General features: G+C 72.3%; 28 protein-coding genes. 16 read left to right on the top strand and 12 right to left on the bottom strand.

Going from position 1 to position 25,067, the window contains the following annotated elements; translation table 11 throughout:
* Nucleotides 1-24: 24 nt before the first annotated feature.
* Nucleotides 25-417, bottom strand: coding sequence for a GntR family transcriptional regulator (locus tag ACFYY7_RS06345; RefSeq protein ID WP_351256606.1), 393 nt, complete (start codon nucleotides 415-417; stop codon nucleotides 25-27).
* Nucleotides 418-546: 129 nt separating this feature from the next.
* Between ACFYY7_RS06345 and ACFYY7_RS06350 the strand changes: the two genes are divergently transcribed.
* Entirely contained in the window at nucleotides 547-1,521 is a 975-nt protein-coding gene (locus ACFYY7_RS06350) for an ABC transporter ATP-binding protein (protein ID WP_388657755.1), read from the top strand.
* Nucleotides 1,521-2,318 (top strand): ABC transporter permease, encoded by a 798-nt coding sequence (locus ACFYY7_RS06355; RefSeq protein ID WP_388657757.1) that lies wholly within the window; start codon nucleotides 1,521-1,523, stop codon nucleotides 2,316-2,318. Before ACFYY7_RS06350 ends, ACFYY7_RS06355 begins: the two co-directional genes overlap by 1 nt.
* Before the next feature lie 63 nt (nucleotides 2,319-2,381).
* Here the strand turns inward: ACFYY7_RS06355 and msrB are convergent, their stop codons facing one another.
* From msrB to ACFYY7_RS06375, 4 genes are all read right to left on the bottom strand, one after another.
* On the bottom strand, nucleotides 2,382-2,789 hold the full coding sequence (gene msrB, locus ACFYY7_RS06360; protein WP_388657759.1) for a peptide-methionine (R)-S-oxide reductase MsrB: 408 nt from the start codon (nucleotides 2,787-2,789) through the stop codon (nucleotides 2,382-2,384).
* Nucleotides 2,790-2,798: 9 nt separating this feature from the next.
* Complete coding sequence (gene murC / locus ACFYY7_RS06365) at nucleotides 2,799-4,193, bottom strand: UDP-N-acetylmuramate--L-alanine ligase (protein ID WP_388657763.1); 1,395 nt, start codon at nucleotides 4,191-4,193, stop codon at nucleotides 2,799-2,801.
* Between the two features lie 79 nt (nucleotides 4,194-4,272).
* Nucleotides 4,273-4,725: an indole-3-glycerol phosphate synthase gene (locus tag ACFYY7_RS06370; protein ID WP_351256620.1), complete on the bottom strand. Its 453-nt coding sequence runs from the start codon at nucleotides 4,723-4,725 to the stop codon at nucleotides 4,273-4,275.
* Nucleotides 4,726-4,874: 149 nt separating this feature from the next.
* A complete protein-coding gene (locus ACFYY7_RS06375) occupies nucleotides 4,875-5,639 on the bottom strand; it encodes a pyrimidine reductase family protein (RefSeq protein WP_388657767.1) in 765 nt (254 codons plus the stop codon).
* A gap of 37 nt (nucleotides 5,640-5,676) precedes the next feature.
* On the opposite strand from ACFYY7_RS06375, the gene zapE reads away from it, so the two are divergent.
* The 6 genes from zapE to ACFYY7_RS06405 all read left to right on the top strand — a co-directional run bounded on the left by zapE (nucleotide 5,677) and on the right by ACFYY7_RS06405 (nucleotide 10,535).
* Complete coding sequence (gene zapE, locus ACFYY7_RS06380) at nucleotides 5,677-6,768, top strand: cell division protein ZapE (RefSeq protein WP_376630156.1); 1,092 nt, start codon at nucleotides 5,677-5,679, stop codon at nucleotides 6,766-6,768.
* 83 nt (nucleotides 6,769-6,851) lie between these two features.
* On the top strand, nucleotides 6,852-7,277 hold the full coding sequence (locus tag ACFYY7_RS06385; RefSeq protein WP_388657770.1) for an OsmC family protein: 426 nt from the start codon (nucleotides 6,852-6,854) through the stop codon (nucleotides 7,275-7,277).
* 126 nt (nucleotides 7,278-7,403) lie between these two features.
* Nucleotides 7,404-8,825, top strand: coding sequence for an alkaline phosphatase PhoX (locus tag ACFYY7_RS06390; protein WP_388657773.1), 1,422 nt, complete (start codon nucleotides 7,404-7,406; stop codon nucleotides 8,823-8,825).
* Nucleotides 8,826-8,873: 48 nt separating this feature from the next.
* Nucleotides 8,874-9,284, top strand: a complete 411-nt coding sequence (locus tag ACFYY7_RS06395; protein ID WP_388657776.1) for a hypothetical protein — start codon at nucleotides 8,874-8,876, stop codon at nucleotides 9,282-9,284.
* 5 nt (nucleotides 9,285-9,289) lie between these two features.
* Complete coding sequence (locus ACFYY7_RS06400) at nucleotides 9,290-9,619, top strand: hypothetical protein (protein WP_388657779.1); 330 nt, start codon at nucleotides 9,290-9,292, stop codon at nucleotides 9,617-9,619.
* Between the two features lie 82 nt (nucleotides 9,620-9,701).
* Nucleotides 9,702-10,535 carry a polysaccharide deacetylase family protein gene (locus ACFYY7_RS06405; RefSeq protein WP_388657782.1) on the top strand — a complete coding sequence of 278 codons (834 nt, stop codon included), beginning with the start codon at nucleotides 9,702-9,704 and terminating at the stop codon, nucleotides 10,533-10,535.
* Between the two features lie 25 nt (nucleotides 10,536-10,560).
* Here ACFYY7_RS06405 and ACFYY7_RS06410 read toward each other — a convergent pair whose 3' ends face one another.
* The 4 genes from ACFYY7_RS06410 to ACFYY7_RS06425 all read right to left on the bottom strand — a co-directional run bounded on the left by ACFYY7_RS06410 (nucleotide 10,561) and on the right by ACFYY7_RS06425 (nucleotide 13,076).
* A complete protein-coding gene (locus ACFYY7_RS06410; protein WP_388657785.1) occupies nucleotides 10,561-10,764 on the bottom strand; it encodes a hypothetical protein in 204 nt (67 codons plus the stop codon).
* Nucleotides 10,765-10,834: 70 nt separating this feature from the next.
* Entirely contained in the window at nucleotides 10,835-11,503 is a 669-nt protein-coding gene (locus ACFYY7_RS06415) for an ABC transporter (protein WP_388657788.1), read from the bottom strand.
* A complete protein-coding gene (locus tag ACFYY7_RS06420; protein WP_388657790.1) occupies nucleotides 11,500-12,357 on the bottom strand; it encodes an ATP-binding cassette domain-containing protein in 858 nt (285 codons plus the stop codon). Before ACFYY7_RS06420 ends, ACFYY7_RS06415 begins: the two co-directional genes overlap by 4 nt.
* A gap of 44 nt (nucleotides 12,358-12,401) precedes the next feature.
* Nucleotides 12,402-13,076, bottom strand: a complete 675-nt coding sequence (locus ACFYY7_RS06425) for an AIM24 family protein (RefSeq protein ID WP_351256646.1) — start codon at nucleotides 13,074-13,076, stop codon at nucleotides 12,402-12,404.
* A gap of 72 nt (nucleotides 13,077-13,148) precedes the next feature.
* Between ACFYY7_RS06425 and ACFYY7_RS06430 the strand changes: the two genes are divergently transcribed.
* The 4 genes from ACFYY7_RS06430 to ACFYY7_RS06445 all read left to right on the top strand — a co-directional run bounded on the left by ACFYY7_RS06430 (nucleotide 13,149) and on the right by ACFYY7_RS06445 (nucleotide 17,213).
* A complete protein-coding gene (locus tag ACFYY7_RS06430; protein ID WP_388657793.1) occupies nucleotides 13,149-13,898 on the top strand; it encodes a peptidyl-tRNA hydrolase in 750 nt (249 codons plus the stop codon).
* Nucleotides 13,899-14,012: 114 nt separating this feature from the next.
* The gene (locus ACFYY7_RS06435; RefSeq protein ID WP_388657796.1) at nucleotides 14,013-15,311 is read left to right on the top strand and encodes a DUF692 domain-containing protein; all 1,299 of its coding nucleotides are present in this window, start codon (nucleotides 14,013-14,015) and stop codon (nucleotides 15,309-15,311) included.
* Nucleotides 15,312-15,316: 5 nt separating this feature from the next.
* Nucleotides 15,317-16,333, top strand: a complete 1,017-nt coding sequence (locus tag ACFYY7_RS06440) for a TIGR04222 domain-containing membrane protein (protein ID WP_388657798.1) — start codon at nucleotides 15,317-15,319, stop codon at nucleotides 16,331-16,333.
* 79 nt (nucleotides 16,334-16,412) lie between these two features.
* Nucleotides 16,413-17,213, top strand: coding sequence for a TIGR04222 domain-containing membrane protein (locus ACFYY7_RS06445; protein WP_388657801.1), 801 nt, complete (start codon nucleotides 16,413-16,415; stop codon nucleotides 17,211-17,213).
* Between the two features lie 181 nt (nucleotides 17,214-17,394).
* Here ACFYY7_RS06445 and hemQ read toward each other — a convergent pair whose 3' ends face one another.
* On the bottom strand, nucleotides 17,395-18,123 hold the full coding sequence (hemQ, locus tag ACFYY7_RS06450; RefSeq protein ID WP_388657804.1) for a hydrogen peroxide-dependent heme synthase: 729 nt from the start codon (nucleotides 18,121-18,123) through the stop codon (nucleotides 17,395-17,397).
* Between the two features lie 4 nt (nucleotides 18,124-18,127).
* Nucleotides 18,128-19,615, bottom strand: a complete 1,488-nt coding sequence (gene hemG, locus ACFYY7_RS06455; protein WP_388657807.1) for a protoporphyrinogen oxidase — start codon at nucleotides 19,613-19,615, stop codon at nucleotides 18,128-18,130.
* A gap of 128 nt (nucleotides 19,616-19,743) precedes the next feature.
* Here hemG and ACFYY7_RS06460 point away from each other — a divergent pair, with 128 nt between their 5' ends.
* Entirely contained in the window at nucleotides 19,744-20,739 is a 996-nt protein-coding gene (locus ACFYY7_RS06460) for a DUF4349 domain-containing protein (protein WP_388657810.1), read from the top strand.
* Between the two features lie 50 nt (nucleotides 20,740-20,789).
* Nucleotides 20,790-22,175, top strand: coding sequence for an FAD-dependent oxidoreductase (locus ACFYY7_RS06465; protein WP_388657813.1), 1,386 nt, complete (start codon nucleotides 20,790-20,792; stop codon nucleotides 22,173-22,175).
* 24 nt (nucleotides 22,176-22,199) lie between these two features.
* On the opposite strand, the gene hemE is transcribed toward ACFYY7_RS06465, so the two are convergent.
* Entirely contained in the window at nucleotides 22,200-23,273 is a 1,074-nt protein-coding gene (gene hemE, locus ACFYY7_RS06470; RefSeq protein ID WP_388657816.1) for a uroporphyrinogen decarboxylase, read from the bottom strand.
* A 129-nt stretch (nucleotides 23,274-23,402) separates the two neighbouring features.
* Here hemE and ACFYY7_RS06475 point away from each other — a divergent pair, with 129 nt between their 5' ends.
* Nucleotides 23,403-24,062, top strand: a complete 660-nt coding sequence (locus tag ACFYY7_RS06475; RefSeq protein WP_388657819.1) for a DUF3000 domain-containing protein — start codon at nucleotides 23,403-23,405, stop codon at nucleotides 24,060-24,062.
* A 257-nt stretch (nucleotides 24,063-24,319) separates the two neighbouring features.
* Nucleotides 24,320-24,982 (top strand): response regulator transcription factor, encoded by a 663-nt coding sequence (locus tag ACFYY7_RS06480; protein WP_024488613.1) that lies wholly within the window; start codon nucleotides 24,320-24,322, stop codon nucleotides 24,980-24,982.
* The last annotated feature ends 85 nt before the right edge of the window (nucleotides 24,983-25,067 follow it).

A 25,067-nucleotide genomic window follows, 5' to 3' on the forward strand; every position in this document is an offset into this window, starting at 1 on the left:
CGTTTCCCGGGGCGGCCCCGAGAGTCAGGGCGTCCCGTCCTCCCTCGCGGGGAAGCGGTCCAGAACCGCCGCGACATGACTCATCACCTCCGCCTTCGCGATCCCGCGCACATCCAGCTCGGCGAGGAGGGTGCGCATGCGCGCCTCCCAGTCGACGCCGGCCCGCAGTTCGTCCGACGGCTGCTTGACGTCGGGCCGGACCACCGCGCCGCTCTTGCGGTTGATGCGGATGATCCCTTCGCGTCGTAGCAGGTCATAGGCCTTGTTGACGGTGTGGAAGTTGATCGCCAGGTCGACGGCCAGCTGCCTGGTGGACGGAAGTCCGGCACCGGGCGCCAATGCGCCTTCCGCGATGGCTTCCACCACCCGGTCCCGGATCTGCTGATAGATCGGCACCTCGCTGTCGAGGTCGAGCACTAGGTACACACCTTAACCCTATCTGCTATACATCTAATAGAACAGACGCTCAGGCTCCGCTGGAGGATGAATTCCCATGGCACTGATGAACATCTCCGACACCGGCCGGGCCGTCGCCGGGTCCGAGCGATGAGCGGGCGGCCGCAGGGCCTGTCCATCGAAGTCAGCGGGCTGACCAAGCGGTTCGGAGCCGTACGCGCCGTCGACGACCTGAGTTTCACCGTGCGGCCGGGCGTCGTGACGGGCTTCCTCGGCCCCAACGGCGCGGGCAAGACCACGACGATGCGGATGATCCTCGGCCTGGTGGCACCCACCACGGGCACCGCCACCATCGGCGGCAAGCGGTACGCGGAGCTGTCCAGGCCCACCGCCACCGTGGGCGCCGTGCTCGACGCCTCCGCGGTCCACCCCGGCCACACGGCCCGCGACCATCTGCACATCTACCGCACCATGGGCGGCCACCCGCCCGAGCGGGTCGACCGACTGCTGGACCGGCTGGGGCTCACCCAGGCGGCCGACCGCCGTACCCGCACCTTCTCCACGGGCATGCGGCAACGGCTCTCGCTCGCCACGGCGCTGCTGGGCGACCCCCGGGTACTGCTGCTGGACGAGCCGGGCAACGGGCTCGACCCGGAGGGCATCGCCTGGCTGCGCGGGCTGCTGCGCGGGCTGGCCGCCGAGGGCCGCACCGTGCTGGTGTCGAGCCATGTGCTCAGCGAGGTGCAGCAGATCGTCGAGGACGTCGTCGTGATCCGGAAGGGCCGGCTGGTGGCGGCGGGACCGTTGGCGGAGGTCGAGCGGCTCTCGCCCGGCACGGTGCTGGTCCGCTCCCCGGACGCGGCGGCGCTGCGCGCCGCACTGCTGCGCGGCACCGCGCGGGACGGGGTGGCCGACCGGGTGGACCTCCTGCCGGACGGGACGCTGCGGGTGTACGGGATGGCGGACTGGGCCGTCGCCGATCTGGCCGCCGCCGAGCGGCTGCGGGTGCACGGGCTGACCGCCGGGGGCGGCCTGGAGCAGCTCTTCCTCCGGCTGGCGGGGGACGGCGAACCGGCAGGCCCCGACCGGCCGGCGGCGCTGACGGACGAGGGGCGGAACCGGTGATGAACGCACTGATCAAGGCGGAGTTCCTGCGGCTGGCCGCCACCCGCCTGTGGCTGTGGGCGCTCCTCGCGGCCGTCGTCCTGGGCGGCGGCATGGTGGGGCTGATGACACTGGTCGGGCCGGAGAACTTCGACCCGCCGGCGCCCGGCCTGGACACCGAGGCCGGTGTCCGCTCCGTACTCGGCATGCTGAGCTTCACGGTGTTCCTGCCGGCCGCGCTCGGCACCCTGGCGATGACGTCGGAGTACCGGCACCGCACCGCCACGTACACCTTCCTGCACGCCCCGCGGCGCCGCCAGGTGCTCACCGCCAAGCTCGTCACGTACGGCGTCGCCGGTCTGCTGTACGGGCTGGTGCTCACCGGCACGGCGGCGGCCGCCTTCTTCGGGGGTGTGGCGGCGCGCGGGGTGACCCCGGGGATGGCCACCGGCGAGGTGCTGGGGCTGCTCGTGCGGCCGGCGGTGGCGATGGCGGTGTACACCCTGCTGGGCGTGGCGGCCGGGGCGCTGATCCGTCATCAGGTCGCGGCGCTGGCCGTCGTCATCGGCTATCTGTACGCGGGCGAGTACCTGCTGATGATGATCCCGGGCGTCAAGCTGCTCTACCCGCTGCTGCCCGGCGGCGCCACGGCGTCCCTGACCGGCTTCAGCTATGTGGCGGACACGATGGCCGCGGAGCTGGCGACCGGCCCGGTGCCGCTGCTCTCCCCCGTCGGCGGCGGACTGCTGCTCGCCGGGTACGCCCTGGTCGCGGCGTGCGTCGCGGTCCTGGTGCCGATGCGCAGGGACGTGCACTGAGCCCGTACGACGGAGCGGGTGCCCCGGAACGTGTTCCGGGGCACCCGCTTCGGTTCTCGTCCCTCAGTCCTCGTCCGGGGTCAGGCGCAGCGAGATCGAGTTGATGCAGTACCGCTGGTCCGTGGGGGTCGGGTAGCCCTCGCCCTCGAAGACATGGCCGAGGTGCGATCCGCAGCGTGCGCAGCGGACCTCGGTGCGGACCATGCCGTGGCTGCGGTCCTGGATCAGTTCGACCGCGTCGCTGTCCTTCGGGTCGTAGAAGGACGGCCAGCCGCAGTGCGACTCGAACTTGGTGTCCGAGCGGAACAGTTCGGCGCCGCAGGCGCGGCAGGAGTAGACGCCCGTGGTCTTGGTGTCGGTGTACTCACCGACGAAGGCGGGTTCGGTGCCGGCCTGGCGCAGGACCGCGTACTCGGCCGGCGTCAGCTCCGCCCGCCACTGCTCGTCCGGCTTCTCGATGTCGTACGACACGTCGCTCCCTCAGCTCGACAGGTGGTCCAGGATCTGCGGGCCGAGGTCCGTGACGTCGCCCGCTCCCATGGTGAGAACGAGGTCGCCGGGCTTCGCCATTCCCGCGATGGCCTCGGGGACCGCGGCCTTGTCGTGGACGGCGGTGACGTCGGCGCCCGCGGCCCGCGCGGCGTCGATGATCAGGTCGCTGGTGATGCCGGGGATCGGGTCCTCGCGGGCCGGGTAGATGTCCAGCACCACGGAGGCGTCGGCCAGCGCGAGGGCCTGGCCCATCTCGGTGCCGAGCTCCTGGGTGCGGGAGAAGAGGTGCGGCTGGAAGACGACCAGGAGGCGGGCCTCGGACGCGGCGCCGCGCATCGCTTCGAGGTCCGCGGTCATCTCGGTGGGGTGGTGCGCGTACGAGTCGATGACCTGCACGCCCGCCGCCTCGCCCTTGAGCTGGAGGCGGCGCTTGACCCCGGTGTACTTGCCGAGGGCCGAGGCCAGGTTGTGGGCCGGGACGCCGAGGGAGACACCGGCGGCGAGGGCCGCGACGGCGTTGAGGGCGTAGTGGCGGCCGGGCACGGAGACCGTGAACGTGAGGTACTTCCCGTTCAGGACGACCGTGACCTCGCTGGTCAGTCCGCGCGGGGTGATCTTGTGGACGCGTACGTCGGCGTTCTCGGACTCGCCGTAGGTGACGACGTTCAGCGAGGACAGGGCCCGGACCCGCTCCGTCAGCTCGACGGCGCCCGCCTGGTCGGCGGAGATCACCAGGGTGCCACCCGGGACGATCTTGCCGGCGAACGCCTCGAACGACTCGTAGATCTCGTCCATCGAGGCGTAGTTCGCGTGGTGGTCCAGCTCGACGTTGAGGACGATCGCGACCTCGGGGTCGTACTTCTGGAAGCTGCGGTCGCTCTCGTCCGCCTCGGCGACGAAGATCGCGCCCTCGCCGTGCGCGGCGTTGGTGCCGGGGCCGGCGAGGTCGCCGCCGATGGCGTACGAGGGGTCGAGGTTCAGCTCGGTCAGGGCGACGGCCAGCATCGACGTGGTGGTCGTCTTGCCGTGCGTGCCGGCCACCGCGATGGCGCGCAGCCCGCCCATGAGCGAGGCGAGCGCGTCGGAGCGGTGCACCACCGGGACCGACAGCTCGGCGGCGCGCAGCAGCTCCGGGTTGTCGGCGCGGATGGCGCTGGAGACGACCACGCACGAGGCGTCGTCCGCCAGATGTCCGGCGGCGTGCCCGATGTGGACGGTCGCCCCCAGCGCCCGCAGTGCCTCGGCGGTACCCGACTCCTTGGCGTCGCTGCCCGCGACCTTGGCGCCGCGCTGGGCGAGGATCTTCGCGATGCCCGACATTCCGGCGCCGCCGATGCCGATGAAGTGCGGCCGTTCCATGGCGGCAGGAATACCGGGTGCCATGCGTGTGTCTCCCAGACGTCGATGCGGGTGGCCGGGCCGGGATGCGAGTACCCGAGCCGGTACGAGGTGCCCGCCCAGCCTATTCGCTGTGCGCGAAGAGCTTGAGCACCGGTACGCCGACCTTGTGACGGGCCCTGGACGCCCAGTCCCGGTGGAAGAACTCCTCGACGTAGTGCGGCGCGGTCAGCACGATGACCTCGTCCGCCTCCGCGTCGTCGACCACGGACTTCAGCTTGTCCAGGGGGTGGTCCTCGATCACCTGTCCGACCGCTTCGGAGCCTGCCTGGCGCAGTGCCTCCAGGGAGACTTCGAGCGCGAGTTCGGCGGGCTGTCTGGCGTTCTTTCCCTCCGGCTCCTCACCCTCCCGGGCGGCTTCCTTCAGCTCTCCCATCGCCAGGTCGTCGATGGCTCGCAGCAGCACATCTGCCTGGTCACCGCGGGGCTGCATGAGCACGACGAAGGAGGTCGGCTCCTCCCCGTGCAGGGTGGTGACGAACTCGACGTCCTCGGAGGTGAGGGGCTTCTCGATCATCAAAACGCTGGTGAACACCACGGGCGCCCTTCTGCTTCAGTGGCCGTCGCCGGTCACTGCTGAAACCATCCTTCCCCGTGCTCGCACGGGGTCTGCGAGAGTAATTGTGCCCACCGGAAGCTAACCGGAACGACAAATTCCGCTGATTGTCAGCTCCGACGGTACCGAGTGAAGAGGAACCCGGCCTCTTCCAGCATCGACGCCAGGGTGAATCGTTCCGGCACGGCCATCGAGGGGCCGCCCGCGATCCGCTGCGCGTCCCCGGCGGTCAGCATCGGCGAGAGGGTGAGACAGAGCTCGTCCAGCACTCCGGCTGCCACGAACTGGCCCAGCATCCTGGGGCCGCCCTCGGTCAGCTGCCGCTTGAGCCCGCGGTCCGCCAGCTCCCGTACGGCCCTGGCGGGGTCCACCCGGGAGCCCTCCCCCGCGATCACCACCTCGGCGCCCGCCCGGCGCGCCTCCCCGATCCGGCCCGGCGGGGCCCCGGCGCCGGTCAGCACCAGGGTCGGGACGAGCGGCTCGGTGAAGAGCGGCAAGGAGAAGTCGAGGTCCAGGCTGCCGCTCACCACGGCGATCGCGGGTGCGGGCCCCTGTCCGGCCGCGGCCCGGCGGGCGGCGAACGCCTCGCGGGCCCTGGCGGGGCGGTAGCCCTCCAGGCGCACCGTCTCCGCCCCGGCCAGGACCACATCGGCCAGACCGCGCAGGGTGCCGAAGATCCGCATGTCGCTCGCGCAGGAGATCGGCTGCGAGCGGCCGTCGTGCTGGGCGGCCCCGTCGAGCGTCGAAACCATGTTGGCGCGCAGCCAGGGGCCGTCCTGTTCGGGGTAGGCGTAGGCGTCGGCCAGGGCGTCCAGACTCCACTCCTCCTCGTGGTCAGCCGGTGTCAGGTCGGTCACAGGGAAGAGGCGTCGCATGTTCTGCAGTCTGGCACGGCGCTTAAGGTTGAGAGTTGTGTCGTCCTCCACAGCCCTGCCGGGGCAGAGCCCCATAGCCGAAACGGCTCCCCTTTCCCTGTGCGCCCTAGAGCCCCGCGTACCCGCCGACCGACTGGTCGCCGAGATGGTGCCGCCGCCGCGCTTCGACTCCGTGCGTTTCGACACCTATGTGCCGGACCCCAAGCAGCCGAGCCAGACGGAGGCGGTCGGGGTCCTGAGCGGCTTCGCGGCCGGGCTCGGCGGCGCGCACGCCAGCGGCTCGGGCAAGCGCAAGTGGTTCAGCAGGAAGCCCGCGGCCCCCTCGGCCCCGCTCGGGGTCTACCTCGACGGCGGCTACGGCGTCGGCAAGACCCATCTGCTGGCCTCCCTGTGGCACGCCACCCCCGCCGCCCCCTCGCTGAAGGCGTTCGGCACCTTCGTGGAGCTGACCAACCTGGTCGGCGCGCTGGGCTTCCAGCAGACCGTGCAGACGCTGAGCGGGCACCGGCTCCTGTGCATCGACGAATTCGAGCTGGACGACCCGGGTGACACCGTGCTGGTGTCCTCGCTGCTGAGCAGGCTGGTCGAGGCGGGGGTCGCGCTCGCCGCCACCTCCAACACGCTGCCCGGCAAGCTCGGCGAGGGCCGGTTCGCCGCGGCCGACTTCCTGCGGGAGATCCAGGGGCTGTCCGCCCACTTCCGCCCGCTGCGGATCGACGGCGAGGACTACCGCCACCGCGGGCTGCCCGAGGCCCCCGCGCCGTACTCCGAGGAGCAGGTCACCAGGGCGGCGTACGCCACCGAGGGCGCCAGCCTGGACGACTTCCCCTCGCTGCTCGACCATCTCGCCCGGGTCCATCCGAGCCGCTACGGCGCGCTGACGGACGGCCTCCGGGCGGTCTGCCTCACCGAGGTCCAGCCGGTCCCCGACCAGTCGACCGCGCTGCGGCTCGTCGTCCTCGCGGACCGGCTGTACGACCGGGAGGTCCCGGTGCTCGCCTCCGGGCTGCCCTTCGACCGGCTGTTCAGTGAAGAGATGCTGAACGGCGGATACCGGAAGAAGTACTTCCGGGCGATCTCCCGGCTGACGGCGCTGGCGCGCGACGCGAAGGGGCTGGTGGCGCAGTAGGTTCGGGAACGTACCGCCCCTCGGACCCTTGGGCGCCGAGGGACTCCCGTACCAACCGCGCACACCGTTCGAAGGGAATCGGCATGGCAACCACGCGTCAGGCTCACACGGTCTGGGACGGCAACCTGATCGAGGGCAAGGGGGTCGTCACCTTCGACTCCTCCGGCATCGGCGAATTCGACGTCTCCTGGCCGTCCCGCGCGGAGAAGGCGAACGGCAAGACCTCCCCCGAGGAGCTCATCGCGGCGGCCCACTCCAGCTGCTTCTCGATGGCGCTGGCCCACGGTCTGGCCTCGGCCGGCACCCCGTCGACCCAGCTGACCACCACCGCCGACGTCACCCTCCAGCCCGGCACCGGGATCACCGGAATCCACCTCACCGTCCAGGGCCAGGTGCCCGGCATCGACGAGGCGGACTTCGTCAAGGCCGCCGAGGACGCCAAGGCGAACTGCCCGGTCAGCCAGGCGCTGACCGGCACGACGATCACGCTCGCCGCCTCGCTGATCTGACCGCAGGGGCCACTCCCGGCCCGGGACACGGCCAGGGCCTCAGTGACCCGCATGGTTCCCGCGCGGCGATACGCGTGCTACACACATGCGGGTCACTTCTCCTGTCCGCCAGCAGGGAGTTGCCTCATGTCATCAGAAACGTCACGCCTGACCGAAGAATCGTCACGGCCGACCGAAGAAGCGTCACGGCCGACGGCCACACGTCGTCAGGTCCTGGCCGGCAGCGGCGCGGCCGTCGCCTCCATCGCCTTCGCCGGAGCGTTCTCCGAACTCTTCGCGGGCACCGCCGCCGCCCGGGGACACAGCGGGTACGGCCCGCTGGTGCCCGACCCCGACGGTCTGCTCGACCTCCCGAAGGGTTTCCGCTACCGGGTGCTGTCCCGGGAGGGCGACCAGCTCCGCTCCGGCGAGGGCCAGGTCCCCAGCAACCACGACGGCATGGCCGCCTTCGCGGGCCGGCACGGCCACGTACGGCTCGTCCGCAACCACGAGAACCGCGTCACCGCGAAACGCCCGGTCCCGACCGTCGAGGGTCTCACCTACGACCCGATGGGCAAGGGCGGCTGTACGGCTCTGGAGCTGGACGGCCGCAACAACGTCCTCGGCGAACGGGTCGCCATCGCCGGCACGGCGGTGAACTGCGCGGGTGGCCGCACCCCGTGGGACACCTGGCTGACCTGCGAGGAGACCGAGGACAGAGCCGGTACCAACGGCTACACCAAGGACCACGGCTTCATCTTCGAGGTGGACGGCGCCGATCCGCACCGAACCGGAGCCGTGCCGCTCACCGCGATGGGCCGCTTCCAGCACGAGGCCATCGCGATCGACCCGAAGAACGGGATCGTCTACGAGACGGAGGACGCGTTCGAGAAGCCGTTCGGGCTCTTCTACCGCTTCCTGCCGAACAAGCCGCTCGGCGGTACGGGCTCGCTGCGGGCCGGCGGCCATCTGGAGGCCATGCGGGTGCCGGGCGTCGCCGACCTCTCCATGGTCCAGGAGACCGGCGCGAGCTTCGAGGGCATCGAGTGGGTTCCCGTGCCGGATCCGCTGGCGGCCGAGACACCGATCCGGTTCCAGGACTTCGGCCCGAAGGGCATCACGCACGCCCAGAAGCTGGAGGGCTGCTACTGGGGCGGATCCTCGGTCTACTTCGTCTCCAGCTTCGCGCACAGCGCGGAGGGGTCCGCCGCCGACCACTACGGCCAGGTGTGGCGGTACGAGCCGAAGCGGCGCCGCCTCACGCTCGTCATCGTCTTCGGCCCCGGCACCGACGTACAGCTGCCGGGCGAGTCCCCGGACAACATCTGCCTCGCCGCCGACGGCGGGCTGATGGTGTGCGAGGACGGCGGCGGCGCGCAGCACGTGTTCGGCCTGACGCGGCGCGGCGAGGTGTACCCGATGGCGCGGGGACGGCAGAACATCGGGACGCCGGAGGAGCCCGAGTGGGGAGAGTTCGCCGGGGTCACGTTCGCGCCGGACGGCGGGACGATGTACGTGAACTGCTACACGCCGGGGACGACGTTCGCGGTGACGGGGCCGTGGCGCTGACGCGCTGACACGGTGGTCCGTCGAGGTACCGGAGGGGGCGGGCAGCGGGTGCCCGCCCCCTTCGCCGACGTACCCGCGCTGCAACGCACCCTGCTGCGGGAGGACGCCTCCGTCATCGGTCTGGCGTCGAGCGACCCGGACGACCTGGCCCTGGGCGCCACCGTCATGGCCTCGTCCAGCCTGACGGAGCTCGGCGCCGAAACACTGCTGGAGCGCCTGCCGCTGAGCGCCGACGCCGGGCTGGTGCTTCCCGTCGACCCCGGGCTGACCGGCCTCGAACGGCTCGTCGACGCCGAGCGGGACACGGAACTCGCGTCGAGCTCCACGACCCGGAGCTCGGACAGAACTACGTACCCCGCCGCCTCGTCCACTCCGTCACCGTCCCGGTCTCCGCCGGGTCGAAGCAGTGGGTCGGGACGGGGCTCCACTGGCCGCCCGAGAGCGCCCGCAACGCCTTAGTCCTCGTGCGGGCCGATCCGGACCTCGCCCTGTACAGCACCGACGGGCCGGCCCCGGGCGTACTCGCGTTCACCCGCGTCACGCTGGACCCGGCCGCCGAGTCGCCGCAGCCGCTGCGCGAGTGGACCGACGACGGCCTGCTGCGCCGCGCCTTCTGCTTCCGGGCGGGCGGGACCGCCGCACACGTCGTCGCCGTCCGCGCCTACGCACAGGAGCGGACCGGCCGGGCGACCCGGTCGGGCGGGCCGGCCCGGTCGATCCGCACGGCCGACTCGACGGCCCGGGTGAATCCGGGCGCGACTCCGACGAGGCAAGGCCCCATATACACCTTTTAGTCGCATAAGCCGATATTTTCCGCTGATGACTCGTTCGAACCACTCGACTCATTCAGCTCATTCGAACAATGCTGTGCTGAAATTGACGGCTCTGTCCGTTCTCGGTGTGATGCTCGGCGGCCTCGCCGGCTGTGGGGGCCCCGACGGCCCCCCGGCCGCCGGGCGCGCGCCCGCGGCGGCCCACGCCCCGTCGCACGCCGCCTCGGCGCCGCCCACCATGGCTCCGGGGCCCGGCGGGCGGACGCCGGTCTTCGAACGCGGGACGAAGGGCGGCGAGAAGGTGGTGGCGCTGACCTTCGACGCCGACATGACCGCCGCCGAGGGGCCCCGAGCGGCGGCGGGCGAGCAGTTCGACAATCCCGAACTGATCGATATGCTGCGCGACTTGGAGGTGCCCGCCACGGTGTTCATGACGGGGCGGTGGGCCGACGAGTACCCGACGCAGGCCAGGTCCATCGGCACCGACCCCCTCTTCGAGGTCGCCAACCACTCGTACAGCCACTACGCCTTCAAGTCCCCCTGCTACGGACTGCCGACCGTGACCGAGAACGGCATGCGCGCCGATGTGGCGCGGGCCTTCGACTCGTTCCGGAAGGCCGGTGTGCGCAATACGGTGCCGTACTTCCGCTTCCCCGGCGGCTGCTACGACGATGCCTCGCTGCGCGCGCTCGCGCCCGAGAAGGTGACGGCGGTGCAGTGGGACGTCGTCAGCGGCGATGCCTTCGCGACGGACGCGGACGCGGTGGCCGAACAGGTGCTGGAGGGGGTGCGGCCCGGCTCACTGGTCGTCATGCACTGCTCCCGAAGCGTGGCACCGGTCACGGACGAGGCGGTCCGCCGAGTGGTCCCGGAGCTGCGGGAGCGCGGGTACCGCTTCGTGAAGGTCTCCGACCTGATCCGGGCGGCACAGCGCTGAGAGGCTGCCGGGGGGGGGTCGCTCATCAGCCGGAGCACGCCGTGCGCTGGGCCTCCTGCCATTCGCAGACCGGGCAGAGGGTGATGCCCCTGACCGACTCCGGGTACTCGGTCGGCTTCCGGCAGAGCACGCACTCGGCGTACGGAGGCCCTGCGGCGGTCTCCGTCCCGGTGGGTGCGGGGTTCGCGGTGGGTGCACCGCAGTACGCCTCTTCCCTGCGCTCGTCCATGCGTACGAGCCTAGAGCGTCCGGCAGCAGGCCGCCGCGACACCGCGAGGCCTGCTGCCGGACGCTCTTACTCAGGCGCGCAGGGAAGTCAGCTTGCAGACGAGCGTGGCCGCCGCGGCGGCGAGGACGGCGGCAGCGACGAGTGGCAGGACGGGGAAGTGCACCGTGCCGGTCCGCGAACCGGTGACCAGGCCCGTCACGGCGGTGTTCGCGGGCGAACCGGCGGTCACCAGGGCCAGCAGCGCGCCGAGCACGGTGGCGGCGACGGACCAGCCGCGCCGGTGCAGCAGCGGCCGGGTGCAGAGCGCGCCGACCACCGCCCCCAGCAGCACACAGCACGCGACGGCCAGCAGTCCGGCGGCCCCGGCGGGCAGCAGCGGCACCCGGACGGAGTTGTCGGCGCCGGCCGGCTTGCTGATCAGCAGCACGGTCAGGGTGGCGGCCACGCCCAGCACCCCGGCACAGCCGAGCGCGGCGAGCAGCGCCGCCAGATGCGCCCTCGGCGATCCCACCACCGCGGCGGTGACGGTCCGGGCGGCGGGCGGTTCCTGGTTGGCACAGAGCTGCAAGAGCCAGGCGGTGACGGGCAGGAGCCCGGCGGCCGCGTAGCCGAGCGAGTCGAGGACGGGCTGTCCCCACTGCACGCCGACGGAGACGAAGGCCGCGTACAGCAGCACCGGGGCGAGCCAGCGCTGGGAGCGGACCAGCAGGGCGGTCTGGTAGCGCAGGAGGGCGGTCATGGTGCCTCGTGGGTCGGGAGGCCGCGTGGGTCCGTGGCGGCCCCGTGCGGGCCGGGGCTCTCGGTGCGGACGGGCGCGGCGGCCACCTGCCGGATGTGCCAGGGCGGGTGCGCGGTGAGCAGGGCGCGCAGCAGCGCGTCGGAGTGCGCGGCCGGGACGGTGAGCCGTACGCCCCCGTCGGCCGCGGGCGTGTGCTCCGGGGCGCCCGGCAGTCCGGCGGGAAGCGATGCGCCCGGCGGGCCCGCCGCCTCGATCCGTACCGGCGGGCCGGTCTCCGCGGCCCGTGCCCCGGGGGCGGGGAGCAGGCCGTTGCCCTCGATCCGGAACACGGCGTCGACCGCCCCGGCGAGCCTGCGCGGGTCGTGGTCGACGAAGACGACGGTGGCGCCGGCCGCGACCCGTTCGGTCACGGCCCGGTCCAGTTCGTCGCGGGCCGACGTGTCGAGCCCGGTCCATGCCTCGTCCAGGATCAGCAGCTCGGGCTCGGCGAGGAGCGCCTGGGCGACGGCGACCTTCTGGCTGGTGCCCTTGGAGAGTTCCGGAAGCGGTGTACGGGCATGGGCGGCGGCGCCGAAGCGGGCGAGCCAGGACCGGGCACGGTCGGCCGCTTCGGAGGTCCGCAGGCCGTGGACACGGCCGAGGTGGACGAGGTACCCGGACGCGGTGAACGGCAGCGCGGCCGGGAAGCGCTCGGGGACGTATGCCGTACGCGCTCCACGGCCGGTGATCCGGCCCTCCGTCGGGGCGTCGATCCCGGCGAGCAGCCGCAGCAGGGTCGACTTGCCGGTGCCGTTGGCCCCCTCGATCCGGACCAGGGCGTGCGCGGGCAGGTCGAGATCGATCCCACGCAGCACCCAGGGGCCGCCGAGTCCGTACCGGCGGCCGACCCCGTTCAGCCTCAGTTGGCGGTCTTCTCGGGCTTGGCCTCACTGGGCCGCACGATCACGAATCCCTCGCCGTCCAGCCGCAGTTGGACGGCCTCGCCGGATCCGCCGCGGATCATCGAGCCGACGCTCTGCGAACGGTGCAGCGACGTGGTCAGGTTGGCGCTCCAGCCGACCACCGCGTCCGTGTCGACGCAGACCGGCTGCTGCGGCGTGACGGGAATCACGATGGGGTGTCCCTCGCACATCAGGCCGAGCTTGCCGTAGCCGGTGAAGACGCTGTTGAAGAGCCCGCCGCCGGTCATCCCGGCGCCCTTCACGGTCTTGATCTCGTAGGAGATCGTGGGGTCGAAACAGAGCACGTTGCGGCCGTTGATCGTGAGGACGTCGCCGTGCTCCATCTCCACGATGAAGCAGTTGGCGGCCTCGTGCGCGAACCATGCCTCGCCCTGGCCGCGGACCGCCATCAGCGGCAGTCCCTCCCCGGTGACGGCGCGCTTCAGCATGCCGCCTATGCCCTGGCCCTTGCGCTCGAACTGCAGATCGCCGCGGAAGGCGATCATCGCTCCCTGGCGGGCGTGCATCTCGCCGTTGACGGCGTACTTGATGGATTTGGCGTTCTGCAGGGTCATCCCGGGGGCCGTCGCCTGCTGTGCCAGGTTCTCGCTGGAAAAGAGATCGCTCTTCATGCGGTGCATCCTCACCCGGAGCGGTCCATTCCGCCAAGAAGCCCGGATCGGGCGGCTGGCAGACTGGACCGGGTGAGCAGCAATGACATTCCCGCGTCCCCGTCCACTCCCCATTCGCCCGCGGCGGACAGCCCGTTCAGGTCCGAGCCGACGAGCCGCGACGAGGCGCCGCAGTACGTGCTGCCGTTGGTCGTGCACATCGAGAAGACCGCTCCCCCGGCCCGTACCGACGCGTTGCGGACCGCGGCCCGCGCGGTGCTCGTGATGCTCTCCGACGAGCGCTCGGTGGGCGAGGGCGAGTGGGCGCGGGCGATGCGGGACTGGCAGGACGCCCGGATCCGCAAGGTGGTGCGGCGGGCGCGCGGCTCGGAGTGGCGCAAGGCGTCCGCGCTGCCGGGCATCACGGTCACGGGCGAGGGCGCCGAGGTGCGGGTCTTCCCGCCGGTGCCTCTGGACGGCTGGCCCAAGGAGCTGGCGAAGCTCCAGGTTTCGGGGACGGATCTGGACGACCCGGAACCGCCTGCCGCGCCCGATCGCCGGGGCCCGGTCCTGTGGCTCAACCCGGAGCTGGACATGTCGGCGGGCAAGGCCATGGCGCAGGCCGGGCACGGCGCGCAGCTCGCCTGGTGGGAGCTGTCGGACACGGAGCGCAAGGCGTGGCGCGAGGCGGGCTTCCCGTTCTCGGTCGCCACCGCGGATGCGGGGTGCTGGCCGGAGCTCACGGCGAGCGGGCTTCCGGTGGTGCAGGACGCCGGGTTCACCGAGATCGCGCCCGGGTCGTGCACCGTGGTCGCCGACCACCCGGCGCTGCGACGCGGCTGAGCACCAGAGCGCCGGAGCGGGAACCTCAAATCGACCTCTGAACGTCCCCCTGTTCGGATTCACCACCGCCCTTTGGGGCCATGAGCCCTGCACGGAGCGGAGGAGGGGGACGGCATGAGGCTGGGTATCGGGATCGGCTGGCGGCCGGAGATCGCGGATGCCGTCGAGGCACTGCCGGGGATCGACTGGGTGGAGGCGGTCGCGGAGAACATCTGCACCGGCCATCTCCCCGATTCGCTGGTACGGCTCAAGGAGCGCGGTGTCACGGTCGTCCCGCACGGCGTCTCGCTGGGCCTCGGCGGAGCCGACCGCCCCGACCCGGGCCGGCTCGCCGATCTCGCCGCCCGCGCCGAACTGCTCTCCGCTCCCCTGGTGACCGAGCACATCGCGTTCGTACGGGCCGGGGGGCCGCGCACCTCCTCGCCGGGGCTGGAAGCGGGCCATCTGCTGCCCGTCCCGCGGACCCGGGACGCACTGGACGTGCTGTGCAAGAACGTGCGCATCGCGCAGGAGTCGCTGCCGGTGCCGCTGGCCCTGGAGAACATCGCGGCGCTGATCTCCTGGCCCGACGAGGAGCTGACCGAGGGGCAGTTCCTGGCGGAGCTGGTCGAGCGCACCGGGGTCCGGCTGCTGATCGACGTCGCCAATCTGCACACCAACCACGTCAACCGGGGCGAGGACCCGGCCACCGCGCTCGACGAGCTGCCGGTGGAGGCCATCGCGTACGTGCATGTGGCGGGCGGCATCGAGAAGGACGGTGTCTGGCACGACACCCACGCCCACCCGGTCACCGAGCCCGTCCTCGGCGTCCTGGCCGAGCTCCGTTCCCGGGTCGACCCGCCCGGCGTCCTGCTGGAACGGGACGACGACTTCCCGCCGGCCGAGGAGCTGGCGGGCGAACTGGACACGATCCGCGCCACCTTGAACCGGGCGGCGGGGGACACGAAGCGGCCCGCCCCTCGCGTCCGCCCGTCCGCGCGGACCGGAGCGTCCACGCCCCCCGACGCCACACGCGACCGGCTCGCGGCCGCCCAGACCGGACTGCTCTCCGCGCTCGTTGCCGGTGGCCCCGCGCCGCAGGGCTTCGACCGGCGCCGCCTCGGGGTCCAGAGCCGCGCCCTGGCCGCCAAGCGGGCAGGGGTGGTCGCCAAGGTGGCACCGGAGCTGCCGGAGATCCTGGGCACCGGCTACCGGGACGCCTTTCTCTCGTACGCCGCGACCCGCCCCATGTCCGCCGGTTACCGGCGCGACGCGATGGACTTCGCCGAGGACCTGCTGATCGCGGGCCGGCCCGCCGACGACGCGGCCCGGCGCCGGCTGACCCACTGGTGGCAGGACCGGGCCGGCGCGCGACCACCGCGCCGCACCACCCGGCTCGTACGAGCGGCCCGCGCTGCCCTGATCGGAAGGTGACCGGCATGACCACCGTCGCACTGCTGGTGGACCTCGGCGTCGTGGTCTCCTCCGTCCTCCTGGTCGTGGGGCTCTCGCGGGCCCGTGGCGGCACCGGCGGCGCCGTCCACGACGTCTACGAAGCCGCCTTCCTCAACGGCGGTCCGGGCAGGGTCGCGGACGCCGCGCTCACCGCGATGCAGGCGGACGGCCGGCTGGCCGTCGGGGGCCCCGGAATCGTCGCCGTCCAGCGGGCCGAAGCCCATGACCCGGTGGAGCGCGCGGTGCTCCAGGAACACGCCTCGGCTCCCAGCGGGGCGTTGCACACCCTGCGCGAGGCGGTGATGCGGCACCCCGCGGTGCAGGAGGTCGGCGACGGGCTCGCGGCCCGCGGTCTGCTGGCCGCACCCGCCGCGAGCCGGACGTGGCGCCGCTGGGGCCGTGTCCAGGGAATGGCCTGCCTCCTGGCCGTCCCGCTCACCATCGTGGCGACCGTCCTGGATCCCCTGTCCGCGGACTTCTTCGCCGTTCCCTTCTTCTTCAAGGTTTTCCCGGTCCTGATCGTCGGTATCTTCACCGGCTTCATCTGCGCCGGGGTCGCCCGGGGACGCGTCACCAGGTCGGGGCGCCGGGCCGCCGAGGCGTTCCGCGCCGCCCAGGCGTACAACCCGGACCCGGCCCACGCGGTGGCCGCGCACGGGCTGCGGGCGATCCCCGACCCCGTGTTCCAGGAGCAGCTGATCGCGGCGGCCCGGATGCAGCCGCACGGGCGGACGGCGGGGCGGCGTACCCACATGGCGGCGGCGTCCACGGGCGCCTCCGCGCTGCTCCTCGCGCCGGTGGTGTGGTGCGCCGGTACGAGTCCCGGTCACGGCAGTTGCGGGAGCTCCGGCGACGGGGGCGGCACGGGCGGCGGTGGCGGGTGCAGTTCCGGGTCGAGCTGCGGATCGAGCGGGTCCGGCTGTGGCGGATCGAGCGGCTCCGGCTGCGGTGGCAGCAGCGGTTCCAGTTGTGGCGGCGGCGGGTCCAGCTGCGGCGGTTAGTGCCGTCCCGGCGCCGCCGGATCGTCCGCATGATGAACAGGCCATGGCTTTCCGAGGCCGCCTCGCATAGAAATCCGCCATGCTCTGGGTTCTGTTCCTGCTGGTCGCATGGGGTGCGGCAGCCATCACGTGTGTCCGGCTCTGCCTCGTCTCGGCCCGCACCGGGCTGCTGTCGAGCGCGTCGGCCGATGACGTGCGCGGCAGCGGTGCCGGTCATGAACTGACCCTGTACGAGACCGCGTTCCTGGCCGGCGGCCCGCATCGGGTGGTCGATCTGGCGCTGGTCACCATGCATCTGCGCCGCCGGCTGCTGCTCGCGCACACCGGCTGGGCGACGGTCGTCGACCCGCTGGGCCGGGACGAGATGGAGCGCACGGTGATCCGTGCGATAGGGCCGCAGGGCCAGTCCCCGATACCGCCGGTACGGGCGGCCGCGGCCACCGCCGACGCCGTACGCGCCCTGGCCGACCGGCTGGTCGCCGCGGGGCTGGCCCTGCCCGGCGGTGCCGGGACCGATGTCGCCGCCGCGGTGCGCGCGGTGCGCGGCGCGGCCGCGGTGGTGGTCGCGATGGGGGTGGTCACGCTGCTGATGCCCGGTCAGGATCACGGCCCCGGCGGGCCGGTCGTGTCGCTGCTCGTCCGGTTCGGGCTGCCGCTCGCGCTGACCGTCGGTTGTCTGGCCATAGCCCGGATGGAGATCCATCCGTACAGCTCGTGGGCGTCGCCCGCCGGTCAGCGGCTGCTCGCCGAGAACGAGGTGCCGGTTGCCGGGGCGGACCGTGACGTCCTGGCGGCGATCGCGGTACGGGGTGTGCGCGCCGTGGACGATCCGGCGCTGCGGGCCGCGCTCGGCGGCGGCCCGGGAGGTCCGCTCCGGTAGCCCGGCCCGGCCCGTCACGGAGCGGTGTGCGGTGGTGTGTGTCGATGAGGACGCCGGTGCGGCGCGCTGGACGCGCGCCGCACCCGGAGCCGAACCCGGTGTCGCTGGAACGACGGGCGGCGCGATGCGCGCCGGTGCCCGTCCTCTGATCTTCCGGGTTGGGGTGGTCGGAGCCCGCTCGCTACGCGAGCCCGGCCACCAGGTCTGCAACCGACTTCCTGCGCCCCGTGTAGAACGGGACCTCTTCGCGGACGTGCATCCGCGCCTCGGAGGCCCGCAGGTGACGCATCAGGTCGACGATGCGGTAGAGCTCGTCGGCCTCGAAGGCGAGGACCCACTCGTAGTCGCCGAGCGAGAAGGAGGCGACGGTGTTGGCCCGGACGTCGGGGTAGCCGCGCGCCATCTTGCCGTGGTCCGCGAGCATGCGACGGCGGTCCTCGTCCGGCAGCAGGTACCAGTCGTAGGAGCGCACGAAGGGGTAGACGCTGATGTAGTTGCGCGGCGTCTCGTCGGCCAGGAAGGCCGGGATGTGCGACTTGTTGAACTCGGCGGGGCGGTGCAGCGCCATGTTCGACCAGACCGGCTCCAGCGCCAGGCCCAGCTTGGTGCGCCGGAAGAGGTTGTACGCCTCCTGGAGCTCGTCCGCCGTCTCGGCGTGCCACCAGATCATGACGTCGGCGTCGGCACGCAGGCCGGAGACGTCGTAGGTGCCGCGGACGGTGATGTCCTTGGCCGCGAGCTGGTCGAACAGCTCCTGGACCTCGTCGGCGTAGCCGGCCCGGTCCGCGGGCAGGACGTCGCGCAGTTTGAAGACGGACCACAGCGTGTAGCGGATGACCTCGTTGAGGTCCTTGGCCTTCTTACCCGCGTTGGGGCCCTTGCTTGATTTCACAGTCTCAGGCGCACTCATACGGCTATTGTCCCGCCTCGCTCCGTGTGCCCTTAACCAGGGTCGACGTGGCGATGATCTCTTCCCCGGGGCGGCCGGTGATGTCGGCCGCGATTTCGTCCGCGGCGCGGTGGGCGCTCGCGATGCAGGCCGGGATGCCGACGCCGTCGTAGACCGCTCCGCAGACCCGCAGCGCGGGCAGCTTGGCGACCTCGTCGCGGATCCGGGCGACCCGGGAGAGATGGCCCACCGGATACTGGGGCAGCCCGCCGATCCACCGGGTGACCTCGGTGTCCACGGGCTTCGCGGCCAGTCCGGTCGCCTCGGCGAGGTCGCGCAGCGACACGTCGACGATCTCGCCGTCCTCGCGGTGGATGTGGTCCTCCTCGCCGTAGCGGCCGACGGAGGTGCGCAGCACGAAGAGGTCCGGGGCCGCGTCGGCGACCCAGTTCCACTTGTGGGAGGAGAAGGTGGACGCCTTGATGGTGCGGCCGTCGACCGGGGGGACGAGGAAGCCGGAGCGGCCGTCGAGTGCGGTCGTGGCGGCGACGTCGGAGCGGCGGAAGGCCATCGTGACGAGCGCCATCGACGCGTACTCGACACCGGCGAGCTCGGCGGAGGCCGCCGGGGACTCGGCGGCGAGCAGCGTGGAGGCGGACCAGGCGGGGGCGGCGAGCACGATGCCGTCGGCCTTGATGACCCGGGTGTCCGTGCGGACGTCCCAGCCTTCGGCGGTACGGGTCAGGCCGAGGACGGGGGTGGCGGTGAGGATCTCCCCGCCGCCCGCGCGCACCGCGTCGGCGACCGCTCGGGGCAGGGTGCCGATGCCGCCCTCGATGCCCTGGAAGACCGGTCCGGTCTGCTGCCGGGCGGCGGCCCGTTCCTGGATGCGCAGGACGGCGTCGAGCAGCGAGCCGCCCTCCCGCGCCGCCTCGAAGAGCTGCGGTACGGCGGCGCGCATCGAGATCCGGTAGGCGTCGCCCGCGTACACGCCGCCGAGCAGCGGCTCCACGAGCCGGTCGACGACCTCGCGGCCCAGCCGGTCGGCGACGTACGCGCCGACGGCGACGTCGTCACCGACGGGGGTCGGGGTGAGGTCGCGCTCCTGCGCGATGCGGGCGAGGCCCTCGGGGGTGAGCAGTCCGGTCAGCGCGGCCGGGTCGCCGGGGACGCCCATCACATGGCCCTTGGGCATGGGGCGCAGGGCGTCGCGCGTCCAGACCGAGGCGGCGGCCGTGGCGGGTGGCTGGAGGCGGTCGCCGAGCCCGACTTCGCGTGCCAGGCCGACCCCCTCCGGGCGGCGGGCGAGCATCGACTCCGCACCGAGGTCGACCTGGGTGCCGGCGATCTCACCGGTCATGAGCTTGCCGCCGAGCCGCTCGGTGGCCTCCAGCAGGGTGACCCGCAGGCCGGTCCCCAGGAGCCGGTGGGCGGCGGCGAGACCGGCGATGCCACCGCCGATGACGACGACATGTCCGGTGCCCGGGTCCGCGCGGTTTATTGAACGCTGCATGCCCCCACTCTCTCAAAACCCTTTCCGAGTCCTGAACGTGACTGCTTCGAAACCGGGATCCGGCAACCCGCGCCCCGGTCCGGCACGTCGAACCGGCACCATCGACGACCTGCCTTGGGGGGGCATTCATGCAGAGACACCGGCATCCTGGCCGTTCATCGGTCCGCCGTCCGCGCCTGGTCCTGGCGGCCGGCCTGGTGGCCGGCCTGCTCGCGCTGAGCGGCTGCGGCGGCTCGGACAGTGCGAGCGACGCGAGTTCCGGCGACAGCAAGAGGGCGATCGGTGCTCCGGAGCGGGGCGCCGCCGACGCGGCGGCCGGGGAGGCGGAGCAGGAGACGGGCGGTTCGCCGTCGCAGCAGAAGTCGCAGGGTGGGTCGCAGGGGAAGAAGAGCGACGCCCTGCCCTCCGGCACCCATGTCATCCGTACCGCCTCGCTCTCGGTGGAGGTGGGGAACGTGCCGAAGGCGGCCGCGCTGGCCCGTTCGGCCGCGGAGGGTTCGGGCGGTCTGGTCGCCAGTGAGGAGACCGAGCGGGTCGACGAGACGCATGAGGTGTCGCATCTCGTGCTGCGCGTTCCGCAGGGCGAGTACGAAGCGGTGCTGAAGCGGCTCGCGGGCACCGGGAAGCTGCTGTCGCGCACCTCGTCGGCGAAGGACGTCACCGACCAGGTGGTCGACGTGGAGAGCCGGATCGCCACCCAGCGGGCGAGTGTGGCGCGGGTACGGAAGCTGATGGACCGGGCGGAGAAACTCAGCGACGTGGTCACGCTGGAGGGCGAGCTGAGCAGCCGTCAGGCGTCCCTGGAGTCGCTGCTGGCCCAGCAGGCGTCGCTGAAGGACCGCACCACGCTCGCCACGATCACCCTCGACCTCTCCGAGCCGGAGACGGTGGCGAAGGACGACGATGACGGGCCCGGCTTCCTGGACGCGCTGAGCGGCGGCTGGGACGCGTTCGTGACGGCGCTGCTGTGGCTGGCGATGGCGGTGGGCGCCGCGGCCCCGTTCCTGGCGACGCCGGCCGTGCTCCTGCTGCTGTGGCGGCTGCTGCGCCGCCGGCTGGCCGGACGCCGTGCGCGGCGGACCTCCGGGCCGGGCGGGCCCTCGCCCGCTCCCCCGGCGTCGTAGCGTGGTCCCTTCGGACTGGGGACGGACCCCAGGTGTCGAAGGGACCGGGCATGACGGCGGAGCGACTGGTGGTCATCGGTGGTGACGCGGCGGGCATGTCCGCCGCGTCCCAGGCCCGCAGGCTCAAGGGCCCCGACGAGCTGAGCATCGTCGCCTTCGAGCGGGGCCATTTCACCTCGTACTCCGCCTGCGGCATCCCGTACTGGGTCGGCGGCGACGTCACGGCCCGGGACGACCTCATCGCGCGTACGCCCGAGGAGCACCGCGCCCGCGACATCGACCTGAGGATGCGCACCGAGGTCACGGAGATCGATGTCGCCGGGCAGCGGGTGCGGGCCCTGGACCTCACCACCGGCGAGGCGTACTGGACGGGCTTCGACAAGCTGGTGATCGCGACCGGGGCCCGCCCGGTGCGCCCGGCGCTGCCCGGCATGGACGCGCCCGGGGTGCACGGGGTGCAGACCCTGGACGACGGGCAGGCGCTGCTGGAGTCCCTGGACCGGGCGCCGGGCAGCAGGCGGGCCGTCGTCGTCGGGGCGGGCTACATCGGCGTGGAGATGGCGGAGGCCATGCTGAAGCACGGCTTCGAGGTGACCGTGCTCAACCGCGGCGAGCAGCCGATGGCGACGCTCGACCCCGACATGGGGCGGCTGGTGCACGACGCGATGGACGGCCTGGGCATCACCACGGTCAACCGGGCCGAGGTCACCGCGATCCGCACCGGATCGGACGGCCGGGTCCGCGCGGTCGCCACCGGCGACGCCTCCTACCCGGCGGACGTGGTGGTGCTCGGGATCGGCGTCGAGCCGGAGACGACGCTGGCCCGCGCCGTCGGCCTCCCGGTGGGCCCGCACGGCGGGCTGCTGACCGATCTGTCGATGCGGGTCGTCGGGCACGACAACATCTGGGCGGGCGGTGACTGCGTGGAGGTCCTGGACCTGGTGGCGGGCCGCACCCGCCACATCGCGCTGGGCACCCACGCCAACAAGCACGGCCAGATCATCGGGTCCAACGTCGGCGGCGGCTACGGGACGTTCCCGGGAGTGGTCGGCACGGCGGTGAGCAAGGTGTGCGATCTGGAGATCGCCCGCACCGGTCTGCGCGAGAAGGACGCCCGCGCGGTGGGCCTGCGGTACGTCACGGTGACGATCGAGTCGACGGGCCGGGCGGGCTACTACCCGGGGGCGCGGCCCATGACGGTGAAGATGATCGCTGAGTACCGCACGGGCCGGCTGCTCGGGGTGCAGATCGTGGGCCGGGACGGGGCTGCCAAGCGGGTGGACATCGCGGCGGTGGCGCTGACGGCCGGGATGACGGTGGAGCAGATGACCGCCCTGGACCTGGGCTACGCCCCGCCGTTCTCGCCGGTCTGGGACCCGGTCCTGGTGGCGGCCCGCAAGGCGGTGACCGCGGTGCGGCGGGCGGGCACCGCCTGAGTGCGCAGCGCCCGCCCCGGCCGCTCAGCGCTCGGTGCTGGTGTGCACGTACTCGACGAGCCGGGTCAGCGCGTCGGGGTCCATCGACGGCATCACGCCGTGGCCCAGGTTGAAGACGTGGCCTTCGAGACCGGCGGCCGCGTCCAGGACCTCCTGGGTCTTCTCCTGCACCGTCGCCGTCGGCGCGAACAGCACCGCGGGGTCGAGGTTGCCCTGGAGCGCCTTGCCGGGACCGACCCGGCGGGCGGCCTCGTCCAGCGGGACGCGCCAGTCGACGCCGACGACGTCCGCGCCCGCCTCGCCCATCAGGCCGAGGAGTTCGCCGGTGCCGACGCCGAAGTGGATGCGCGGGACGCCGTACGGAGCGACGGCGTCGAAGACCTTCGCCGAGGCCGGCAGCACCGAGCGCCGGTAGTCGGCGGGGGCCAGCGCGCCCACCCAGGAGTCGAAGAGCTGGACGGCCGAGGCGCCCGCCTCGATCTGCACCTTGAGGAAGGCGCCGGTGATCTCGGCGAGCCGGTCCAGGAGATCAGCCCAGAGCTGCGGGTCGCCGTACATCAGGGCCTTGGTGTGCTCGTGGTTGCGGGACGGGCCGCCCTCCACGAGGTAGCTGGCGAGGGTGAACGGCGCCCCGGCGAAACCGATCAGCGGGGTGGCGCCCAGCTCGGCGGTGAGCAGGCCGATGGCCTCGGTGACGTAGGCGACGTCCTCGGGCGTGAGGTCGCGCAGCCGGGCCAGGTCGGCGCGGGTGCGGATCGGGTCGGCGATGACCGGGCCGACACCGGGCTTGATGTCGAGGTCGATCCCGATGGCCTTGAGCGGTACGACGATGTCGCTGAAGTAGATCGCGGCGTCGACCTTGTGGCGGCGGACGGGCTGCATCGTGATCTCCGCGACCAGCTCCGGGATCATGCAGGAGTCGAGCATCGGGATGCCCTCGCGCACCTTCAGGTACTCGGGCAGCGAGCGCCCTGCCTGGCGCATGAACCAGACCGGCGTGTGCGGAACGGGCTCGCGTCGGCACGCCTTCAGGAACGCCGACCCATGGGTGGCGGAGGTCTTCGTCTGCTGGCCCGTGGGGCGGTCGTTGGCACTCACACTGGAATCTTCGCACGAAGCCGTGACGACCTCGCTCACTGCCCGATCGTGGCCGAGGCAGTAAGCAGCCGAGCCCGCCCCGGGTGTCTCTCCCTGCGCGAAGCGCCGGTTCCGCCTACTCTTCCCCGCATGGCTCCGGCTCAGGGACAGTTCTCCGATCAAACCGATGGCGCTGACAGCAAGGACAGCGAGGAGGGTGGTTCCGTCCCGCCCGCGTTCCGGTCGGCGGTGGACGCGCTGCACTCCGCGCGCCTCCGCCCCGAGCTGGAGGTGGAGTCGACGAAGCCGCCCAAGCGTCTCGCTCCGTACGCGTACGCCCTGGAGGCGGCGGTCGTCGACGGCGAGGACGATCTCGCCGACGGCCGCCTCGTGCTGCTCCACGACCCGGCCGGACACGACTCCTGGCAGGGCACCTTCCGCCTGGTGACGCTGGTGCGGGCCGAGCTGGAGCCGGAGATGGCCGCCGATCCGCTGCTGCCGGAGGTTTGCTGGTCCTGGCTGACCGGTGCGCTGGAGGCGCGCGGCCTGTCGTACGGGGAGGCGGGCGGCACGGTGACCCGTGCGGGGTCGCACTACTTCGGCGCGCTGGGCACGCGGCGCCCGGCGACCCAGATCGAGATCCGGGCGTCGTGGACGCCCCGGGAGAGCCGCGGCGGGGTGCCGGACACGTCGGCGCATCTCATGGCGTGGGGCGACCTGCTGTGCCAGATCGCCGGCCTGCCGCCGTCGGGCCCCGCCGACGCAGCGGTGGTGACACTCCCGCAGCGACGCGGTCCGCAGGTTTCCTGACCTTCTGCTCCGACATTCCCTGGCCGGAACTCTACCCTCGCCGGTAACTGTGCGTCATATTTCATGCACGGTCACCGGCGTTCTTTTCGTACAATCGATCGCATGTCCGATTTGCCCGAATTGTTACTCACTAAATCGTGATCTTCCCCTAAAGGAGCACGGGTCTGCTGCCGAAGAGGTCAATGACCCTTCAAGCACGGTTCGCCCCGGCTTCATCCCCGAGCCGGCCCGTCCCGTCCACGCCCCCAGGAGGCCTGGTGTCCGTTCTCCTAGAGCAGCCCGCAAGCCTGGTCGCCTACCGCCCGAACAAGCCGACGGCCATGGTCGTCGTGGCCGACCCGCGCGTCCGTTCCACCGTCACCCGCCATCTGTGGGCACTCGGAGTACGTGACGTCATCGAGGCGTCGTCCATCGCGGAGGCTCGTCCCCGCGTCGGCAATCCGCGCGACATCTGCGTAGCCGACGTCCACCTGCCCGACGGTTCCGGGCTGACCCTGTTGTCCGAGACCCGAGCAGCCGGCTGGCCGAACGGCCTCGCCCTCTCCGCCGCCGATGACATCGGCGCCGTGCGCAACGCCCTCGCGGGCGGCGTGAAGGGCTATGTAGTCACCGGCACACGTACCAATATCGGCCACCCCACCCGTCCCGGCGTCGCCCCCATCGGCGCCAATGCCGCCCGTATGCACCGCCGGCCCCCCGGCACCCCGAGCCACCCGGGCGGCTACCGCGAACTGTCCGGCCGCGAGGTCGAGGTCCTCCGGCTGGTCGCCGAGGGCCAGTCCAACAAGGCCATCGGCGTCTCGATGGGCCTGTCCGCGCTTACCGTCAAGAGCCACCTCGCCCGAATCGCCCGCAAGCTCGGCACCGGGGACCGCGCCGGAATGGTCGCCGTCGCCCTGCGAACGGGAATCATCCACTGACACCCGCACCCCGGCGGGTCCGTACAGCCACGGACCGGCTGGTTTGCATTCATCCGCGCCCGTCGACGGAACGTTCCGTCGACGG

Origin of the sequence: Streptomyces sp. NPDC001933, from assembly GCF_042890955.1 — a bacterium.
Taxonomy (GTDB): Bacteria; Actinomycetota; Actinomycetes; order Streptomycetales; family Streptomycetaceae; genus Streptomyces.

What these genes read in the sequence shown, in the direction of transcription:
- murC (WP_388657763.1), bottom strand. Translation starts at nt 4,193, where the DNA reads ATGGCACCCGGTATTCCTGCCGCCATGGAACGGCCGCACTTCATCGGC.
- ACFYY7_RS06390 (WP_388657773.1), top strand. Translation starts at nt 7,404, where the DNA reads ATGTCATCAGAAACGTCACGCCTGACCGAAGAATCGTCACGGCCGACC.
- ACFYY7_RS06350 (WP_388657755.1), top strand. Translation starts at nt 547, where the DNA reads ATGAGCGGGCGGCCGCAGGGCCTGTCCATCGAAGTCAGCGGGCTGACC.
- ACFYY7_RS06370 (WP_351256620.1), bottom strand. Translation starts at nt 4,725, where the DNA reads ATGATCGAGAAGCCCCTCACCTCCGAGGACGTCGAGTTCGTCACCACC.
- ACFYY7_RS06445 (WP_388657801.1), top strand. Translation starts at nt 16,413, where the DNA reads ATGCTCTGGGTTCTGTTCCTGCTGGTCGCATGGGGTGCGGCAGCCATC.
- ACFYY7_RS06410 (WP_388657785.1), bottom strand. Translation starts at nt 10,764, where the DNA reads ATGGACGAGCGCAGGGAAGAGGCGTACTGCGGTGCACCCACCGCGAAC.
- ACFYY7_RS06460 (WP_388657810.1), top strand. Translation starts at nt 19,744, where the DNA reads ATGCAGAGACACCGGCATCCTGGCCGTTCATCGGTCCGCCGTCCGCGC.
- ACFYY7_RS06385 (WP_388657770.1), top strand. Translation starts at nt 6,852, where the DNA reads ATGGCAACCACGCGTCAGGCTCACACGGTCTGGGACGGCAACCTGATC.
- ACFYY7_RS06415 (WP_388657788.1), bottom strand. Translation starts at nt 11,503, where the DNA reads ATGACCGCCCTCCTGCGCTACCAGACCGCCCTGCTGGTCCGCTCCCAG.
- ACFYY7_RS06425 (WP_351256646.1), bottom strand. Translation starts at nt 13,076, where the DNA reads ATGAAGAGCGATCTCTTTTCCAGCGAGAACCTGGCACAGCAGGCGACG.
- ACFYY7_RS06475 (WP_388657819.1), top strand. Translation starts at nt 23,403, where the DNA reads ATGGCTCCGGCTCAGGGACAGTTCTCCGATCAAACCGATGGCGCTGAC.
- hemG (WP_388657807.1), bottom strand. Translation starts at nt 19,615, where the DNA reads ATGCAGCGTTCAATAAACCGCGCGGACCCGGGCACCGGACATGTCGTC.
- hemQ (WP_388657804.1), bottom strand. Translation starts at nt 18,123, where the DNA reads ATGAGTGCGCCTGAGACTGTGAAATCAAGCAAGGGCCCCAACGCGGGT.
- ACFYY7_RS06355 (WP_388657757.1), top strand. Translation starts at nt 1,521, where the DNA reads ATGAACGCACTGATCAAGGCGGAGTTCCTGCGGCTGGCCGCCACCCGC.
- ACFYY7_RS06440 (WP_388657798.1), top strand. Translation starts at nt 15,317, where the DNA reads ATGACCACCGTCGCACTGCTGGTGGACCTCGGCGTCGTGGTCTCCTCC.
- ACFYY7_RS06465 (WP_388657813.1), top strand. Translation starts at nt 20,790, where the DNA reads ATGACGGCGGAGCGACTGGTGGTCATCGGTGGTGACGCGGCGGGCATG.
- ACFYY7_RS06375 (WP_388657767.1), bottom strand. Translation starts at nt 5,639, where the DNA reads ATGCGACGCCTCTTCCCTGTGACCGACCTGACACCGGCTGACCACGAG.
- ACFYY7_RS06435 (WP_388657796.1), top strand. Translation starts at nt 14,013, where the DNA reads ATGAGGCTGGGTATCGGGATCGGCTGGCGGCCGGAGATCGCGGATGCC.